The sequence below is a fragment of the Sphingobium sp. FW305-3-2-15-F-TSA7 genome, from assembly GCF_058787155.1.
This window is the reverse complement of the sequence record NZ_JBYSZM010000017.1, coordinates 78999-93491: the sequence shown is the minus strand read 5'-3', so window position 1 is coordinate 93491 and position 14493 is coordinate 78999. Positions and strand designations below refer to the sequence as shown.

The window sequence follows — 14493 nt, the reverse complement described above, 5'->3', positions numbered from 1 at the left end:
TCGCCCGCTGCGGCGCGACAGCCGGATAGCGGGGCGGATGCCTTTGCCGCATGGGCACGGGGGCGCATCATTCCCCTGTCCGACTGTTCCTCGCCATCGCACCAGGCCGCGATGGCGCCGATCCTGTCGATGATCGGCACCGCGCGGGTCGTCGCGCTCGGCGAACCCGGCCATGGCACGCACGAGCCGCTCGCCTTTCGCAACTGCCTTTTCCGCTATCTTGTCGAGCATGGCGGCTTCACCGCGATCGCGATCGAATCGGGGCTCAACGAAGCGCGCCCTCTGCATGATTATGCCGCGGGCGGGCCGGGCGATATTCGCCGGCTCCTGCCCGGCCGCCTCAGCTGGGGGTTCGGGCGCTATCCCGAGAATGCGGAACTCATCAAATGGATACGCGGCTATAATGCCGGGCGCGACCCGGGCCGCAGGATCGGCTTTTACGGCATCGACATGAGCGGCGGGGAAGCCAGCGGGCTGTGGCGCAATGCCGGTGCGACCTTGCGCGACAGCCTGGCCTATCTGGCCCGCGTCGCGCCAGACCAATCGCGCGACGCGCGCGCGGCCGTTACGGCCTTTGTCGATCGTTTCAGCCATGACGGTTATGCAGCGCTCGCGCCACGCGATCATGCCCGCCTACGCGAAGCCATCGGCGATCTGATCGGCTTTTTCGATCGCCATCGCACGGCGTTGATCGCCGCTTCGACGCGGGCCGATTATGATTGGGCCCGGCACAACATGATCGCCACGCGCCAGCTCGAGGCGCTGTTCGCCACCGCGCCGCCCGAGGCGCCGGACGTGGCGCTGTCGCCCGGCCTCTACAGGGCCGATGCCGTGCGCGATGCCGCGATGGCGGAGAATGTCCGCTGGGTGCTCGATCGCGAAGGGCCGGCGGGCCGGGTGCTGGTGTTCGCGCACAACGGCCATGTCGTGAACGCGCCGCTGCGCGGTGGCATCTGGGATGTCTATGCGCACGCGCCGATGGCGATGGGGCAGCATCTGCGCAAGGCGCTGGGCAAGGACCTGCTGATCGTCGCGGCCAGTTCCGCATCGGCGGCGCCCGATGCGATATCCGATGCGCAGGCGCCCGGCAGCCTGGATGCCGCGCTCGCGGCCGTCGGGCGCGGTGATTTAATGCTCGACATCCGCCCCGCCCGAACGGTGCCGCGTGCCGCGGCATGGCTGGCGCGAGACCAGACGATCCGCGCCAATTTCGCGACCGAGATGCGGATGCCGCCCGCCACCGCCTTCGATGCGGTCGTCGTCTTCGATCGCCTCTCTCCAGTCGCTCCCTAAGTGCAAATTCGGACAATCTTGTCCTGTTCAGGCCATTCTCTGCCTTGACGAGATCGGGGTTTGACCGGAGCATGCGCGGCGAACCGCGGCGGCGGAAAACCGGATTGGGAGAAGAATGATGGGCGTGAACAGGCGCGATCTGCTCGGCATGGCGGCGGTCGGGACCGTCGCGGCGAGCCTGCCCGCGATGGCGAGTGCGGCGAAGACGCCGGCGACGCTCGCGATCCGAAACAAGTCGGAAAGGGATTATGGCGAGGCGTTGGAGCGGCTGCGCGACTATGCTGCCGCCGAACTCGACGCGGTCGGCCTGCCCGGCATGACGATCAGCCTGGTCGATGCGCAGGGTTTCGCGGCATCGCTCAGCGTCGGCTGGTCCGATGTCGACAAGCGCGTGGCGGTGAATCCCGATCAGCTTTTCCAGATCGGGTCGATCAGCAAGTCGATCAGCGGGCTGTGGCTGCATGCCGCGCAGGACAAGGGGCTGATCGATCTCAATGCGCCGGTCTCCCGCTATCTTGCCGGCGTGCCGCTGCCCGCCCAGCCGATGACGGTGCTGCAACTGCTCAACCATGCCGGCGGGCTGGCGCATGACGCGCCGGTGTTTCCGCGCACACCCGACGGCAAGCTGTGGACCGGTTACAAGCCGGGCGCGCGCATGTCGTACAGCAATATCGGCTATGCCATGCTCGGGCTGATCATCGGCAAGGTCTCCGGCAAATCGCATGTCCAGGCGCTGGAGGACGATGTCCTGAGGCCGCTGGGCATGGCGGGTGCCACCGCGCATATCCGCACCGCCGATCGCGGGCGCTACGCAACGGGCTATGTGCCGTTCCGCGAGGATGGCGCGGCAATGAGCCGCGTCGCGCTGATCGCGGGGCCATGGAGCGAGTCCGACAATGCGGCGGGCGCCGTCGCCGCCTCGGCGGACGGCATGGCGGGCTATCTGCGCTATGTGCTCGCGCTCGGCGCGGGCAGGGGCGGGCCGCTCATGTCCGACGCGGCGGCGCGGAAACTGCTTGCCGCCGATATCGCCTCCTCCGAATTCGGCCCGGGTGCGCGCTATGCCAGCGGTTTCGGCACGGTGCAGATCGACGGCAAGCCCGCGCTCCATCATACCGGCGGCATGACGCTCTTCTCGTCGGCCTTCCATGCCGATCCGGCGGCCGGCGTCGCCTGTTTCGCCAGCGTCAACGGGCGGCTGATCTCCTATCGTCCGCGCCAGACCTCGGCCTATGCGGTCCAGCTCATGCGCGCGGTCGCGGCGGGAACCGCGCTGCCGCCGCCCCCCGATCCGTTCGCGTTCCGCCGCGTGCCGAAACCGGAAAGCTATGCCGGCAATTTTGTCGGGCCCGACGGCCGCTCGGTCACGCTGCGCGCGACCAATGTCGGGCTGGTGCTCGCCGACGGGAGCGGAGAGGGCAGGGTCGAGCTTGCCGGCAATGCGTCGCTCGCGACCGACCATCCGGGCTATGCCGCGCATTCGCTGGATTTCGGGGAGACGCGCGATCGCTTCTGGTGGGGCGGTACGCTGTTCGGCCGTGGTGGAGCGTTGCCCCAGCCCGCGGTTGCTGCCGCGCTCAAGCCCCTGGTCGGCGAATATGGCTCGTCGGAAGGGACCTTCGCCGTCCTGGCGCGCGGCAATGCGCTCGTCGCGGAGGGGGCGGGCGAGTTCGTCCGCCGGCCGGCCGGCTTCTGGTCGCCCAAGGAGGATGTGGGCGGCGTCACGCGGGTCTGGTTCGATGGGGCGGTGAACGGCGTGCCGTCGCGGCTGATCTTCTGCGGCATGGATTTCATCCGGATCGCCTGACGGGGCGATTCCGGTGCCTCAAGATTGGCGGATCGGCCGGCAGAACGGCACCAGCACCAGCGCCGCGACGAACAGCAGCGCCATCAGCCGGAAGACGTCGTTGAACGCCAGCGTCAGCGCTTCGCGCTGGACGATCCGGCCTGCGATCGCCTGCGCCATCGCCAGGGCGCGGGCCGGATCGGGCGTGACCGCGGTTGCGTGACGGGCAAGCGCCTCGATCAGTTCGCTGCCACTGCGTCCGGCGCTGCCCAATGCCTCGCCCAGCCGCAGCATGTGCAGCCGGGCATTGTCCTGCAGCCAGGTGTTGACCAATGCGATGCCGATCGCGCCGCCCAGGTTGCGCATCAGGTTGAACAGGCCGGAGGCATAGCGGAGCTCCGGACCTTCGAAACCGTTCAGCGCCATGGTCACGCTTGGCACGATGCACAGCATGATCGCGAAGCTGCGCACCGCCTGCGGCCAGAGCAGCGCGTGGAATCCCCATTCGGGCGTCATGAAGCTGAACATCCAGAGGCCAATGGCGAACAGGCCGAGCCCGCAGGTGATCATGATCCGTGGGTCGATCCGCTGCGACAGGCCGGCGGCGACGGGCACGCCGAGCATCTGGATCAGCCCGGCGACGAACACGGTCGTGCCGATCTCCGACGCGTTGTAGCCGCGCACGCTGCCCAGGAAGACCGGCACCAGATAGGTCGCCGAATAGATGCCGAAACCGATCACCAGGTTGAAGACGCAGGCGAAGACGAATGTCGGCCGGCGGAACGGCGTCAGGCTGACGATCGGCCGGCTCGACCGGAAGGAGCGTTCGAGGAACAGCAGCAGCGCGACGAATGACAGCCAGCCGCCGATCGCGATCGCATCATCCTCGAACCAGTCGTTCCTGGGGCCTTCCTCCAGCACATATTCGAGGCCGCCGAGGAACACCGCCATCGCCGCCAGATGCATCCAGTCGATCCGCTTGAGCATCGACAGATCGGCCTTGTCGACGCGGATCAGCAGAAAGGCCAGTGCGGCGACCAGCGCGCCCGGCACGATGTTGATATAGAAGATCCAGCGCCAGCCAAAGGCATCGGTGATCCATCCGCCCAATGTCGGCCCCAATGTCGGCGCAAGCACGGAGACCATGCCGAGGATCGCGGGGATCATCGCGCGCTGCTTGCCGGTGAACAGCACGAAGCCGGTCGCGAACACCGTCGGCACCATCGCGCCGCCGACAAAGCCCTGCAGCGCGCGAAAGGCGATCATCGATTCGATGCTCCACGCCAGGCCGCACAGGGCGCTCGCCAGCGTGAACAGGCCGGCCGACAGCGCGAACAGCCAGCGTGTCGACACCGCCTGCGCCAGGAAGGCGGCGAACGGGATCATCACCAGCTCGGCCATCAGATAGGCAGTCTGCACCCAGCTGATCTCGTCGGCGCTTGCCGACAGGCCGGCGCGGACTTCGTTGAGCGAGGACGCGACGATCTGGATGTCGATCAACGCCATGAACTGGCCGAACGCCATCACGCCGAAGATCAGATATTTGCGCGTATCCGGCAGGTCTTCCGGGGCGATCGTCGTGCCCGACATTGTCCTTCACCCCTTGCGTTTGCCTGGCGTAGATAATATGATGATCATCATATAAAGCAAGAGGCAGTGATGCGCTACGATGCCGAGCACCGGGGAAAGACCCGCGAAAAGATCCTGAGGGAGGCCGCGTCCGCGATCCGCGCCAAGGGGCCGGACGGCGTCGGTGTGGCGGCGCTGATGAAACAGGCCGGGCTCACCCATGGCGGTTTCTATGCGCATTTCGCATCGAAGGACGATCTGGTCGCCGCGGCGATCGACGTGATGTTCGATGATGTGCGCGGCCGTTTCGATCGCGAGGCGGCCGCACGGGATCCGGGCGCCGCACTCGACGCCTATGTCGGCTTTTACCTGTCGCAGCGTCACCGCGATTCGCGCGAACGCGGCTGCCCGATCGCTGCACTCTCGACCGATATGGCGCGGCTGGAACCCGTATCGCGCGAACGCTTCGGCAGGGGGATCGCGGCGCTCACCGGCTGGCTGGCCGATGCGCTGGCGCGCCTTGGCGTGGCCGATGCTGCCGCCGCTGCCAGCGCGATGCTTTCGGAAATGGTCGGCGCGCTGTCCTTGTCGCGCGCCGTCGCGGATCCGGCGCAGTCCGATGCGATCCTGGCGCATGCCGCGGCGGCGATCCGGCAGCGCTTCGGGCTGGGAGGCGGCGCATGAGTGACGGCTCGGATCTTTCCGGCCTCGAGCAGATCCGCGCGATGCTCGCGCACGGCAATCAGCCGCCGATCGGCCGCACGCTCGATTTCGCGCTGGTCGAGGTGGAGGCGGGGCGTGCGGTGTTCGAGGGCGAGCCCGACGGGCGCACCTATAATCCGCTCGGCACCGTCCATGGCGGCTATGCGGCGACGCTGCTCGATTCCGCCTGCGGCATTGCCACCCATTCGCGGCTCGCGCCCGGGCAGAGCTATACGACGCTCGAACTCAAAGTGGCGTATCACCGAGCGATGACCGCCGAAACCGGACGGGTGCGCGCGGAGGGGATCGTCGTGTCGATCGGACGCCGCGTCGCCTTTGCCGAAGCGAAGCTGACCGATGCGACCGGGCGGTTGCTTGCCTCCGCCACATCGACATTGCTGGTGATCACGCCATGAATGCGCTGACGGCGGAGCCGATCGTTGCGGCCCCGGCCGCCGCGCCGCCCGCGCGCCGGATGCCGCGCGCATTGGTGGCGGGTGGCTTGGCTTTGCTGATCGGCGCTGCGGGCGTCGCCTGGATCTTGTCGCCGGCATCGCATGAATCGACCGACAATGCGTATCTGCGCGCCGACAGCACGGTGGTTTCGTCGCGGATCGGCGGTCAGATCGCCGAGATCCTCGTCCGCGACAATCAGCAGGTGCGTGTCGGCGATCCGTTGGCGCGGATCGACGATCGCGAATTCGCGGCCCGGTTCGCCGCGGCCGAGGCCGCGGTGCACGACGCCGATGCCGGGGTGGCGGCCGCGCGTGCTGCGCTCGCCTCACACGTTGCGGAGAACCGGTTGGCCGATGCCGATATCGCGGTCGCGCGGACCGCGATCGCATCGTCCGATGCCGAGCGCCGCCGTGCCGAGGCCGATAATGATCGTTTCGCGGCGCTGGCCGAGCGCGGTTTCGCCACCCGCCGCGATGCCGAGCGCGTCAGCGCGGCCGCCGCCGATGCCCGCGCCAAGGCGCAGCATGACGTTGCCAGCCTCGCCGCGACGCGCGACCGCGCGACGGTGACCGCAACCCGGCGCGCCAGCCTGGAGGCCGATCTGGCGCGTGCGCTGGCCGGTGCCGAGCGCGCGCGCGCGGCTCTCAGTCTCGCCGAACAGGATCGCGGTTACACTCTCGTCCGCGCGCCCGTTTCCGGCACGGTCGGCAATCGTCAGGCGCAGCCGGGCGATTTTGTCCAGCCCGGCACGCGCCTGCTGACCCTGGTCCCCAGCCAGGGGTTGTATGTCGTCGCCAATTTCAAGGAGACGCAGACCCGGCGCATGCTGGTCGGCCAAAAGGCGCGGGTTGAGGTCGACGCGCTGGGCGGCGACGCGCTGACCGGCCATGTCGAAAGCTTCGCTCCGGCCTCCGGCTCCGAGTTCTCGCTGCTGCCCTTCGAGCCGGGATCGGGCAATTTCACCAAGATCGTCCAGCGCGTGCCGGTGCGGATCGTGCTGGATGCCGGCCAGCCGGGCCTGCCGCGTCTTCGTCCCGGCCTCTCGACGACGGTCGAGGTCGCACTCGATCGGTAAAGCCGGGAATGTTTGTCGGACCTCCTGTTCAGGATTTGTAATCTCGATTGGAGAATTTTGGTTCCAACTGACAATCGATTTCCGATCGTCTCGTTAGTCCCAAAACGGGGAGGCACCATATGCGCATATTCAATGGCAATCCGGGACGCCGGGCGAAGCTGCTCGCGATCGCCCTGGCGTGCGGGCTCTCCGCGCCGATCCTGTCGACGTCCGCGGCACTTGCGCAGGCCAGCCCGGCGCCCGTCGAGGCCCCCGTTTCGGGCTATGTCAGCGAAGACGTGATGATCCCGATGCGCGACGGTGTGAAGCTGCACGCACAGGTCTGGCGTCCCAAGGGCGTGACCGAGAAATTGCCGATCATGATGACGCGGTCGCCCTATGGATTCACATCGGCGCGGATCGATCGGGCGCTGACCAAGGACGGCGGCTATGGCGAACTGGCGGCCGACAAATATATCTTCGTCTTCCAGGATATTCGCGGGCGCTTCACGTCGGAGGGCGAGTTCGTCAATCTGCGCCCGACCAGGACGACGCCCGACGGCATCGACGAAGCGACCGACACTTATGATTCGATCGACTGGCTGGTGAAGACGCTGCCCGACAACAACGGCAAGGTCGGCGTGTTCGGCGTGTCCTATGGCGGCTGGACCGCGGCGATCGCGACGATCGATCCGCATCCCGCGCTCAAGGCGGTGTCGTCGCAGGCCTCGCCCGAGGACATGTTCATCGGCGACGATTTCCTGCACAATGGCGCTTTCCGCCTCGATTATGCCTGGTCCTGGGTATCGGCGCTGGAGACCGATGGCCGATCGATGAAACCCTTCGATTTCGGCACCGACGATGCCTATGACTGGTATCTGAAACAGAAGGATCTCGCGACGCTGGACCAGCAGAAGCTGGGCCGGACCATGCCAAGCTGGCAGAATTTCGTCGATCATCCCAATTACGACGCGTTCTGGAAGACCGGCCGCACCTCTCACATGATGCCCGCCAGGGTGGCGACGCCCAATCTGATCGTCGCCGGATGGTGGGATCAGGAGGATTTCTACGGTCCGATGGAAATCTACGCCAATCAGGAAAAGGGCGACGACAAGGGGCTCAACTATCTGGTCGTGGGGCCGTGGAACCATGGCGGCTGGCGCGGCGAGGGCAGCAAATACGGTCCCTATCCGCTCGGATCGCAGACCGGCACCGAATTCCGCGCCAATGTCGAGCTGCCCTGGTTCCGTTACTGGCTGAAGGGGATCGGCACGCTCGACCAGCCCGAGGCGATGGTCTTCCAGTCGGGCAGCAACCAGTGGCAGAAGCTCAAGCAATGGCCGCCGGTCGAGGGCGTCGAGCGCAAACTCTATCTGCGCAGTGGCGGCCGACTGTCCTTCGAAGCGCCTGGCGCGGGCGAGAAGCCCGACAGCTTCGTGTCGGATCCCGCCAACCCGGTGCCCTATCGCGATCGCGCCAACCTCAAGCCCTTCATGCACCCGAGTTCGACCTGGTCGAGCTGGATCGCCGACGACCAGGCGCCCTTCGCCAAGCGCAAGGACGTGCTGTTCTGGCAGACCGAGCCGCTAACCGAGGATCTGACGATCTCAGGTGATGTCGCCGCCCAGCTCTTCGCGAGCACCACGGGCACCGATGCCGACTGGGTGGTCAAGCTGATCGACGTCTCGCCATCGGACGAAGCGACGCCGGCCGAGTTGCGTGGTCGCCAGCGCATGGTCGCGAACGACGTCTTCCGCGGCCGTTTCCGCAACAGCTATGAAAAGCCCGAGCCGATCGCGCCGGGCAAGGTGTTGCGCTACACCATCGATCTGCATTCGGCATCGCATGTCTTCAAGAAAGGGCATCGCATTGCCGTCCAGGTGCAGAGCAGCTGGTTCCCGCTGATCGACCGCAATCCGCAGACCTTCGTGCCCAATATCCTCAAGGCGAAGCCGGCGGATTTCAAGGCGCAGACGCACGCGATCGTCCACAACGCCGCTCAGCCGTCCGCGATCTCGGTACGAGTAGCCGGCGCGCGCTGAGCGGGACGGGGCTTCTGACCCGATCGGGATAGAGACAGTCCCGATACGGTATGTGTTGTGATCGCGGAACGGGCATAACCGATCGATTCCAGAGCGCTTCCCGAAAAGTCGGAACCGGTTTTTCGGTCGGGAAGCGCTCGAGATAAAAGATTTCACGGGGAGAAATGATGTGCGCGGCTTGACTCGCTATGTGGTGCCCGGGCTCGTCATCCAGGCGGTGCTGGTCGGCGGTGGCTATGCCACCGGCCGCGAACTCGTGGAGTTCTTCCTCTCGGTCAATCCGGTCTCCGGGCTGATCGGCATGGCGCTGACCGCCTTGCTGTTCAGCGTGGGTGCGATGATCGCCTTCGAACTTGCGCGGTCCGCCAAGGCCTTCGACTATAACAGCCTGATGGGGCTGCTGCTCGGCCGGTTCCGCTGGCTGTTCGAGATCGGCTATATCGCGGCGCTCATCCTCGCGCTCGCCGTCGTGTCGGCGGCGGCAAGCGAGTTGCTCGCCGAACTGGCGGGCATGCCGCACTGGCTGAGCGCCAGCCTGTTCATGGCGCTTGTCGCCGCATTGGTCTTTTTCGGCAACACGCTGATCGAGCGCGTCATCTCCGCCTGGTCGATCATCTTCTATATCGCTTATGGCACGATGTTCGTCCTCGTCGTCGCGCAGTTCGGCGGCGACATGGCGACCGCGCTCGGTTCCGAGCCCGTCCGCGCCGGTCCGGCGCTGTGGAACGGGGTCAGCTATACCGCGTACAACATCACCATCCTGCCCGTGCTGATCTTCGTCGCGCGCGATTTCGCCAGCCGTCGCGAGGCGCTGTGGGCGGGCGCGATCGCGGGGCCGCTGATCCTTCTGCCGGGCTTCGCCTTCTTGCTCACGCTCAGCGCCTTTTATCCGGACGTAAAGGCGTCTGCGCTTCCGGTCAGCTATGTGCTCGACCGTGTCGACAGCCCGACGCTGTCGCTGGTGATCCGTCTGGTCATCTTCGGTGCGCTGCTGAAGACAGGGGTGGGGCTGCTGCACGGCTTCAACGAGCGGCTGGCCCGAAGCGCGCTCGATCGCGGCCGGCCATTGCCCAAGGCCGCCCGGCCGGTGATCGCGATTTCACTGATCGTGCTTGCCGGCTATGCCGCCACCGCGATCGGCCTGATCGAGCTGATCGGCACGGGATATCGCTATAGCGCCATCTATTTCCTGGTCGTGCTGGTGGTACCGCTGCTGACCGTTGGCCTGTATCGCCTGATGCGCGGCGGGCAGGCGGTTCCTGCGACTGTGTAAGCCGGGATCTGGCGGCGGACCGTCCGGCTTCCTATTTCCATGGGAAGCCGGAGGACGCCACCATGACCGACAAGCCGATCCTGATTCCTGGCACGGATCATCCGATCACGATCGAGGCCCATCCCGGGCGAGTCACCGTCACCGTCGCGGGACGGACCGTCGCGGATACGCAGCATTCGCTGATACTGCGCGAAGCGAATTATCCGCCGGTCCATTATATCCCGCGCGCCGATGTCGACATGGCGCTGCTCGAACGGACCGATCATGCGACCTATTGCCCGTACAAGGGCGACGCATCCTATTTCAGCATCCCCATCGGCGGCGACCGCTCGCGCAATGCGGTGTGGAGCTACGAGCATCCGCACGATGCGGTCGCGGGGATCCGCGATCATCTGGCTTTCTATCCCGATCGGGTCGACGCGATCGAATAAACGCTGCGTCCGTGCGCGCGATGGTGCCCGCAGGGCAACGTCGCGGCGAGCTTGGCACCTTGCCCTCCATCCTGGTTGGCGCAACATTTCGCGCCAACCAGCATTGGAAATACAGGAGGATGCGAGCCCCATGAATCCCGAACAGGCCGATGGCGATCTGTCCGCCTTCTGGATGCCCTTCACCGACAATCGCGGGTTCAAGGCGCAGCCGCGTCTCTTCGCTTCGGCGGAGGGCATGTATTATCGCACGCCGGACGGGCGGCCGGTGCTCGATGCGACCGCCGGGCTCTGGTGCGTCAATGCCGGCCATGGCCGTCGCGCGATCGTCGAGGCGATCCGCGAACAGGCCGCCGAGCTCGATTTTGCGCCGACCTTCCAGCTTGGCCATCCCAAGGCCTTCGAACTGGCGCGCGCGCTGGCGGACATGATGCCGGCCGGGCTCGATCGCATCTTCTTCACCAATTCGGGATCGGAGGCGGCGGATACCGCGCTCAAGATGGCGCTCGCCTATCACCGCGCCAATGGCGAAGGCGCGCGGACGCGGCTGATCGGGCGCGAACGCGGCTATCACGGCACCAATATGGGCGGCACCTCGGTCGGCGGGATCGGCGGGAACCGCCGCAGCTTCGGTGCGCAGATCTGGGGCGTCGATCATCTCTCCGCCACCTACCGCGCGGAGGCGGCGTTCACGCGCGGACAGCCCGACACCAACGAGGACATGGCCGGCGAGCTCGAACGGCTGGTCGCGCTGCACGGGCCGGAAACGATCGCAGCCGTGATCGTCGAGCCCGTCGCCTGCTCCACCGGCGTGCTCGTGCCCCCGCGCGGCTATCTCGAGCGGCTGCGCGAGATAACGGCGCGGCACGGCATATTGCTGATCTTCGACGAGGTGATCACCGCTTTCGGGCGGCTGGGCGCCCCCACCGCCGCGCATTATTTCGGGATCACCCCCGATATCGTGACGATGGCCAAGGGACTGACCAACGCGGCGGTGCCGATGGGCGCGGTCGCCGCCAGCCGCGCGGTGCATGATCGCATCGTCGAGGGCGCGCCGCGGGGCATCGAATTCTTCCATGGCTATACCTATTCGGGCCATCCACTCGCCGCCGCCGCCGGGCTCGCCACACTGTCCGTCTATGCCGAGGACGGGCTGTTCGCCCGCACCGCCGGCCTTGCCGGCTATTGGGAAGCGGCGGTGCATCGGCTGAAGGGCGAGCGGCATGTCGTCGATATCCGCAATCTCGGCCTGATCGCGGGCATCGAACTCACCCCCAGGCCCGATGCGCCGGGGCGGCGCGCTTTCGAGATCTTCCAGCGCTGCTTCGACGAGGGGCTGCTGATCCGCGTGACCGGAGACATCATCGCGCTGTCGCCACCGCTGATCGTCAGCGAGGCGCAGATCGACGAGATCGTCGAGCGGATCGGCGCGGCGCTCAACGCGACCGATTGATCAGGCGGCCGCGCGCGCGAGCAGGAAGCGGCGGAGCGCGGCGATCGCGGGCGAGGACCAGCGGTCCTCGCGCGTGACGAAGGCATAGGTGCCCAGCTCGACCTGGCGCGTGCCGGGCATCCGCACTTCGACCAGCGCGCCCTGTTTGAGATCGCGGGCGACCAGATAGTCGCTCGCCAGCGCCACGCCGCGTCCGCGCCGCGCGGCGGCGATGGCGAGATGCGCGTGCCAGAGCAAAGGGCCCGCGATCCTGCCGTTCACGGCAACGCCGTTCAGCCGCAGCCAGGCGCGCCACTGCTCGTCATGTTCCTCGTGCAGCAAGGGCGCGTCGAGCAGGTCGGCGGGTGCTGCGTCGGCCAGTCGCGCCGCCATCCCGGGATTGGCGACCATCAGGATGGACGGGCGCGCCAGCGCCACGAAGCGCAGCCCCTTGCCGCCGGGACTGGGCGGCCAATCGTCGCCATAGAAGCGGATATCGATATCGGCCTCGCGCGCGAGCAGGTCGGCGGCGGCGTCGGTCGGGCGCAGTTCGACGCGATGATCGGGATGGAGCGCCTCGAAATCGGCGATCTGGTCGGTCAGCCATTGCGCGGCGAAGCCGGGCACGCACCAGAGCTTCAGGCTGCGCCCACGATGGCCGTCATTGTCCATCGCATCGGTCGTGGCATGCGCGATCTCGGCGATCGCGCCCGAGATCCGTGCGTGGAAACGTCCGCCCGCTTCGGTCAGCCGCAACCGTCCGCCGTCGCGGTGGAACAGGCCGATCCCCAGCCATTCCTCGAGCAGGCGGATATGGCGGCTGACCACGGCATGGTCGAGGTTGAGCGCCGCCGCCGCCTTGCGGATGCCGCCTTCGCGGCCGACCGCCTCGAACGCGCGCAATGCCGCGAAGGGCGGAATCGCCGCCGCATGCCGCGCGTCGCTGGCTTCGGGCGATGATGGGGCGTCGTCGGTCGGCTGCGGCATTGCGCGATTATCTTGACCATGGCCACAAACACAAGCGATCTTGGTGCGCTGAGGGCAACGGCGGTCTGCGCTTCGCACCTTGCGGTTTGCGTCACCGCCGCGACAATCACCCGCTATTTTACTGGCTCGGGGGACATATGATCGATCGAACATTCCGCACGGCGCTTGCCGTGCTCGCCCTGGCAAGCGGTTTCACGGGCGTCGCCCATGCCCAGACCGCGCCTGAGCGTGCGCGCGATCTCGGCGTTCCCTTCCACGGCGAAACGGGGCCGCTCAATGCGATCACCGACGTCGCCGGCGTCGAGGTCGGCCACACGACGCTGATTTCGGGCGAGGGCGCGACCAAGGTCGGCCAAGGCCCGGTGCGCACCGGCGTAACCGCAGTGATTCCGCGCGGCCGCCAGTCGACCGTGCCGGTTTTCGCCGGCTGGTCGACGCTCAACGGCGCCGGCGAGATGACCGGTACGGTCTGGCTGGAGGAGCGGGGGTTGCTCGATGGTCCGATCCTGATCACCAATACCCACAGCGTCGGCATCGCGCGCGATACCGCCGTGGGCTGGATGGTCGACAAGGGCTGGAACGCGCGCTGGTTCGTGCCTTTGGTCGCGGAAACCTATGACGGGGTGCTCAACGACATCAACGGTTTCCATGTGAAGCCCGACCATGTCCGCCAGGCGCTCGATTCGGCGCGCGGCGGCCCGGTGACGGAGGGCGCGGTCGGCGGGGGCACCGGCATGATCTGCAACATGTTCAAGGGCGGCATCGGCACGTCGTCGCGCATCGTGAAGCAGGGCGGGAAAAGCTATACCGTCGGCGTGCTGGTGCAGTGCAATTACGGCGATCGCAAAAGCCTGCGGATCGGCGGGGCACCGGTCGGCAAGGAACTGGCGGACAGCTATCTGCCCTGCAAGGTGGGCGGCGACGGCAAGGATATCCGGGCCTGTGCGCCCGCATCGGCTCCGGTCGGGCGTGCGCGAGACGGCTCGATCATTATCGTCGTGGCGACCGATGCGCCGCTGCTGCCGCATCAGCTCAAGCGTATCTCGAAGCGCGCCGGGCTTGGGCTCGGCCGTCTGGGTTCGGTCGCCAGCGCGGGGTCGGGCGACATCTTCGTCGCCTTCTCGACGGCGAATCCGCAAGTCCCGGCGGTGCAGACCGGCCAGACCCAGGTCGAGATGTATTCGAACGAGGAATTGACGCCGCTGTTCGAGGCGACAGTGGATGCGACCGAGGAAGCCGTCGTCAACGCGATGGTCGCCGCGCGCGACATGACGGGGGCCGACGGATTCAAGGTCTTCGGCCTGCCGCACGACGTGCTGAAGCGGTCGATGAAGCGTTGGAACGCGGCCGCGGGGGCCACACCCTAAAGTGATTTCGAGGCAGGTGGACTCACCTGCCGGCTCGGAAATCGCGGCAAGCAAGGGACAATTCCGAGTCGTTTCGGTGCAATCTGAACCGGAACCAGAGTCTA

General features: G+C 66.9%; 12 protein-coding genes. 10 read left to right on the top strand and 2 right to left on the bottom strand.

The genetic code is table 11. The features are described 5' to 3' along the window. Positions 1-111 precede the first annotated feature (111 nt). Positions 112-1293: an erythromycin esterase family protein gene (locus AC3WN8_RS15120; RefSeq protein WP_492670276.1), complete on the top strand. Its 1182-nt coding sequence runs from the start codon at positions 112-114 to the stop codon at positions 1291-1293. Between the two features lie 118 nt (positions 1294-1411). Next, a complete protein-coding gene (locus AC3WN8_RS15115; protein WP_492670275.1) occupies positions 1412-3100 on the top strand; it encodes a serine hydrolase domain-containing protein in 1689 nt (562 codons plus the stop codon). Between the two features lie 18 nt (positions 3101-3118). Here AC3WN8_RS15115 and AC3WN8_RS15110 read toward each other — a convergent pair whose 3' ends face one another. Further along, complete coding sequence (locus AC3WN8_RS15110; RefSeq protein ID WP_492670274.1) at positions 3119-4669, bottom strand: DHA2 family efflux MFS transporter permease subunit; 1551 nt, start codon at positions 4667-4669, stop codon at positions 3119-3121. Between the two features lie 69 nt (positions 4670-4738). Here AC3WN8_RS15110 and AC3WN8_RS15105 point away from each other — a divergent pair, with 69 nt between their 5' ends. The 7 genes from AC3WN8_RS15105 (at position 4739) to aptA (ending at position 12056) form a co-directional block, all read left to right on the top strand. Next, a complete protein-coding gene (locus AC3WN8_RS15105) occupies positions 4739-5332 on the top strand; it encodes a TetR/AcrR family transcriptional regulator (protein ID WP_492670273.1) in 594 nt (197 codons plus the stop codon). Next, positions 5329-5766 carry a PaaI family thioesterase gene (locus tag AC3WN8_RS15100; RefSeq protein ID WP_492670272.1) on the top strand — a complete coding sequence of 146 codons (438 nt, stop codon included), beginning with the start codon at positions 5329-5331 and terminating at the stop codon, positions 5764-5766. The genes AC3WN8_RS15105 and AC3WN8_RS15100 overlap by 4 nt, the downstream gene beginning before the upstream one ends. Beyond that, on the top strand, positions 5763-6881 hold the full coding sequence (locus tag AC3WN8_RS15095) for an HlyD family secretion protein (RefSeq protein ID WP_492670271.1): 1119 nt from the start codon (positions 5763-5765) through the stop codon (positions 6879-6881). Before AC3WN8_RS15100 ends, AC3WN8_RS15095 begins: the two co-directional genes overlap by 4 nt. A 119-nt stretch (positions 6882-7000) precedes the next feature. Beyond that, positions 7001-8902, top strand: a complete 1902-nt coding sequence (locus AC3WN8_RS15090) for a CocE/NonD family hydrolase (RefSeq protein ID WP_492670270.1) — start codon at positions 7001-7003, stop codon at positions 8900-8902. Between the two features lie 169 nt (positions 8903-9071). Next, positions 9072-10175 carry a YkvI family membrane protein gene (locus AC3WN8_RS15085; RefSeq protein ID WP_492670269.1) on the top strand — a complete coding sequence of 368 codons (1104 nt, stop codon included), beginning with the start codon at positions 9072-9074 and terminating at the stop codon, positions 10173-10175. 62 nt (positions 10176-10237) lie between these two features. Further along, positions 10238-10606 carry a DUF427 domain-containing protein gene (locus tag AC3WN8_RS15080; RefSeq protein ID WP_492670268.1) on the top strand — a complete coding sequence of 123 codons (369 nt, stop codon included), beginning with the start codon at positions 10238-10240 and terminating at the stop codon, positions 10604-10606. 130 nt (positions 10607-10736) lie between these two features. Then, the gene (aptA, locus tag AC3WN8_RS15075) at positions 10737-12056 is read left to right on the top strand and encodes an omega-aminotransferase AptA (protein WP_492670267.1); all 1320 of its coding nucleotides are present in this window, start codon (positions 10737-10739) and stop codon (positions 12054-12056) included. Here the strand turns inward: aptA and AC3WN8_RS15070 are convergent, their stop codons facing one another. Then, positions 12057-13022 carry a LysR substrate-binding domain-containing protein gene (locus AC3WN8_RS15070; protein ID WP_492670266.1) on the bottom strand — a complete coding sequence of 322 codons (966 nt, stop codon included), beginning with the start codon at positions 13020-13022 and terminating at the stop codon, positions 12057-12059. It lies immediately after the preceding gene. 137 nt (positions 13023-13159) lie between these two features. On the opposite strand from AC3WN8_RS15070, the gene AC3WN8_RS15065 reads away from it, so the two are divergent. Then, positions 13160-14389 carry a DmpA family aminopeptidase gene (locus tag AC3WN8_RS15065; RefSeq protein WP_492670265.1) on the top strand — a complete coding sequence of 410 codons (1230 nt, stop codon included), beginning with the start codon at positions 13160-13162 and terminating at the stop codon, positions 14387-14389. The last annotated feature ends 104 nt before the right edge of the window (positions 14390-14493 follow it).

Coding starts and splice junctions, on each gene's coding strand:
- AC3WN8_RS15090 (WP_492670270.1), top strand. CDS start 7,001: ATGCGCATATTCAATGGCAATCCGGGACGCCGGGCGAAGCTGCTCGCG.
- AC3WN8_RS15110 (WP_492670274.1), bottom strand. CDS start 4,669: ATGTCGGGCACGACGATCGCCCCGGAAGACCTGCCGGATACGCGCAAA.
- aptA (WP_492670267.1), top strand. CDS start 10,737: ATGAATCCCGAACAGGCCGATGGCGATCTGTCCGCCTTCTGGATGCCC.
- AC3WN8_RS15105 (WP_492670273.1), top strand. CDS start 4,739: ATGCGCTACGATGCCGAGCACCGGGGAAAGACCCGCGAAAAGATCCTG.
- AC3WN8_RS15080 (WP_492670268.1), top strand. CDS start 10,238: ATGACCGACAAGCCGATCCTGATTCCTGGCACGGATCATCCGATCACG.
- AC3WN8_RS15115 (WP_492670275.1), top strand. CDS start 1,412: ATGGGCGTGAACAGGCGCGATCTGCTCGGCATGGCGGCGGTCGGGACC.
- AC3WN8_RS15095 (WP_492670271.1), top strand. CDS start 5,763: ATGAATGCGCTGACGGCGGAGCCGATCGTTGCGGCCCCGGCCGCCGCG.
- AC3WN8_RS15120 (WP_492670276.1), top strand. CDS start 112: ATGGCGCCGATCCTGTCGATGATCGGCACCGCGCGGGTCGTCGCGCTC.
- AC3WN8_RS15070 (WP_492670266.1), bottom strand. CDS start 13,022: ATGCCGCAGCCGACCGACGACGCCCCATCATCGCCCGAAGCCAGCGAC.
- AC3WN8_RS15065 (WP_492670265.1), top strand. CDS start 13,160: ATGATCGATCGAACATTCCGCACGGCGCTTGCCGTGCTCGCCCTGGCA.
- AC3WN8_RS15100 (WP_492670272.1), top strand. CDS start 5,329: ATGAGTGACGGCTCGGATCTTTCCGGCCTCGAGCAGATCCGCGCGATG.